3 protein-coding genes are annotated in these 2,501 nt (G+C 76.0%); 1 reads left to right on the top strand and 2 read right to left on the bottom strand.

Annotation, left to right across the window (positions count from 1 at the left end; all coding sequences use genetic code 11):
* Positions 1-158 precede the first annotated feature (158 nt).
* On the bottom strand, positions 159-368 hold the full coding sequence (locus AE652_RS39440; protein ID WP_037901221.1) for a DUF5703 family protein: 210 nt from the start codon (positions 366-368) through the stop codon (positions 159-161).
* 363 nt (positions 369-731) lie between these two features.
* On the opposite strand from AE652_RS39440, the gene AE652_RS39435 reads away from it, so the two are divergent.
* A complete protein-coding gene (locus tag AE652_RS39435; RefSeq protein WP_049660402.1) occupies positions 732-1,337 on the top strand; it encodes a hypothetical protein in 606 nt (201 codons plus the stop codon).
* Positions 1,338-1,457: 120 nt separating this feature from the next.
* Here AE652_RS39435 and AE652_RS39430 read toward each other — a convergent pair.
* Positions 1,458-2,501: ATP-dependent RecD-like DNA helicase (locus AE652_RS39430; protein WP_049660399.1), on the bottom strand; the 1,044-nt coding region annotated here is incomplete at its 5' end.

Raw genomic sequence — 2,501 nt, 5'->3', positions numbered from 1 at the left:
ACACGGCGGGCGGGGAACCAGGGCGCGCGCTGAGCGGGACCGGTGCGCGCCCGCCCCCGGGCGTACCTGAGGAACGACGCATCCGCGGCCGCCGAGCGAACGGGCGGCCGCGGACGCGTGAGGGCTCGCTGCCGCCCGGGGCCGCGGTGCCCCGCCCGTCACCAGTTCCGGACCTGCCGGATGATCCGCCGCTTCAGCCGGACCGTCCGGCTGCCGTCGGGGAACAACCGCAGCCGGTCGAGCTCCCAGTGCCCGTACTCGGCGTGCTCGGTGAGCAGTTGGCGCGCCGCGTTGCGCGTGGTGCCGCGCGGCATGCGCAGGGACTGGTACTCGTACTCCGGCTGCCGGACCGGCTTCCGTGGGGTCAAAACGCTCCTCCTGGGGATCACCTTCAGGCAAGCCTACGGCCTGCCCCGGACAGTCGGCCCGGGTATTTCCGGCCGTCCTCCCGTGCGCGGGCGACGGTCGGAACGGGTGCGGCCCCGGCCGCCGACTGACAGTGCATCAGTCCTGTTGCCACTGTGGAGGGGATACCCCGATCCCGGCGCGCGAAGCGGCAGCCGGACGGCCTCGGCGGGCCCGGCGTGCGCCCTCCGCGCCCGCTTCGCGCCGGTGGCGCGTGGGGACGAAGCGGGACGGATCGGACATCAGGGGGGAAGTTGCGGTGAAATCGCGGGTGTAGGTGACAACCGCTGTGCGTGGCGACACCGCGGGGAGATAGCGTCTGCACCATGTCTGATGCCGCGCAGCCCACCATTGCCGAGGTACGCGCCGCCGCTGAGGCGGTCAAGGCCGCCATCGACCGTCATCTGGAAGCGGTGTCAAGCCCCAACGCAGCCGATGATCCCGCCGTCACCGCCGCCTACGAGCAGCTCGCGACGGCGGCCATCGCCTACGACCAGCTCCTGTACGAGGCCTACGACGAGGTCACGCCCTTCGAGATCCCCGGGGACGAGGGCCCCGGCGGGTACCACGGCCCCGAACAGCCCGAGGCGATCAGCGTGTTGATCCGCCGTGACTACCACGTCGTCGACCCCGAGCGGCTGCGTGCCCAGGCCGAGCGGCTGGACGAGTCGCTGACCCCGGGCGGCGCCGGTGCGGGCGGGGTGAACGCCGCGATCGGCGTGCTGTTCGGCGAGTACGAGCCCGACGAGATCGCCGCCCGCAGCGAGGAGTTCGGCCTGGAGGAGGCCGACTCGACGCTCTGGGTCGCGGCCACCGAGCCGACCGAGCCGGGCGAGTGGCTGCCCGAGCCCTTCGAGCACGCCGACCCGCAGCTGCTGATCTGCCGGTTCGACGTGAGCGAGGTCTACGACGACGAGGACCCGGACGACTGACGCGGACAGGACGACCGACGCCGTGCAGGACGGCCGACGGGCGGGCCCGGGAACGCCGGGGCCCGCCCGTCGTGCGTTCCGGCCGGCGGCCCGTCGGAGCGGGGCCGGCCGGAACGCCGGTCAGTACGCCGAGGCGGCGTTCTCGGCGAGGACCGCCCGCAGCCGGGTGGTGCGCGACTGCGCCTGGCGCTCGGCGACGGCCTGGACGAGCGCCGGGCCCGCCGCGTGCACCACGGACAGGTGCCGCTCGCCGCGGCCGAAGGCGGTGTAGACCCACTGCCGGGTGAGCGCCTGGGCGGCGTCCTCCGGGACCACCACGACCGCGCCCGGCCAGCGCCGGCCGACCGCCTGGTGGACGGTCAGTGCCCAGCCGTGCCGCAGCCGGGCGGCCTCGGCCGGCGGGACGGTCCGGTGCGAGCCGTCCGCGTACTCCAGGTGCAGACCGGTGGCGTCGCCGTCCAGCACCCGGGCCGGGCGGGTGACGCCGGGGGTGGGGGAGTCGACCACCCGGTCGCCCGGGTCGAAGCCGCCGAACCGGCCGGGGCCGGGGTTGAGCCGGGCCTTGGCGGCGGCGTTCAGCGCGCGGGTGCCGGCCGGGCCGCCGTGGCCCGGGGTGAGCAGCACCACCTGCTCGGCCGGGATGCCCAGCGCGCGCGGGATGGAGTCGGTGAGCAGCTGGACGGCGCGGTGGACGGCCTCGCCGGCGTCCTTGGCGGTCAGGATGACCACCTCCTTGTCCGGCGCCTCGACCGGCTGGAGCTCGCCGATGCCGACACCGGAGACCAGCTCGCCGATCGGGCCGAAGTCCGGGGTGCGGGAGGCGACCGCCGGGCAGGCCTTGGCGGCCAGCAGGTCGGCGAAGACCCGCCCGGGGCCGGCCGACCAGAGCTGCCCCGGGTCCCCGCTGAGCACCAGCCGGGTGCCGTCGGCCAGCGACTCCAGGACGACGGCGGCCAGGTCGACGTCCAGCAGCGGGGCGTCCAGCACGACGAGCAGGTCCAGGGCGAGCGTGCCGTCCGGGGCGCGGCCGGGGCCGGCGGCGCCGGAGAGCAGCTCGGCGAGGGTGACCACGGGGGCCCCGGCGCCCGCCTCGGCGAGTGCGGCGAGGGAGTCCCGGCCCTGGTCCGTCCAGGTGGCGGCCCAGGCCCGCAGCCCGAGGCCGCG

The sequence above is a fragment of the Kitasatospora sp. MY 5-36 genome (assembly GCF_001182915.1).
Lineage (GTDB): Bacteria > Actinomycetota > Actinomycetes > Streptomycetales > Streptomycetaceae > Kitasatospora.
Note: the sequence above shows the minus strand (reverse complement) of the source record. Positions and strands in the feature narration are given on the sequence as shown.

Bases quoted from the DNA above. Each gene is read 5' to 3' on its own strand.
- AE652_RS39435 (WP_049660402.1), top strand. From the start codon at position 732: ATGTCTGATGCCGCGCAGCCCACCATTGCCGAGGTACGCGCCGCCGCT.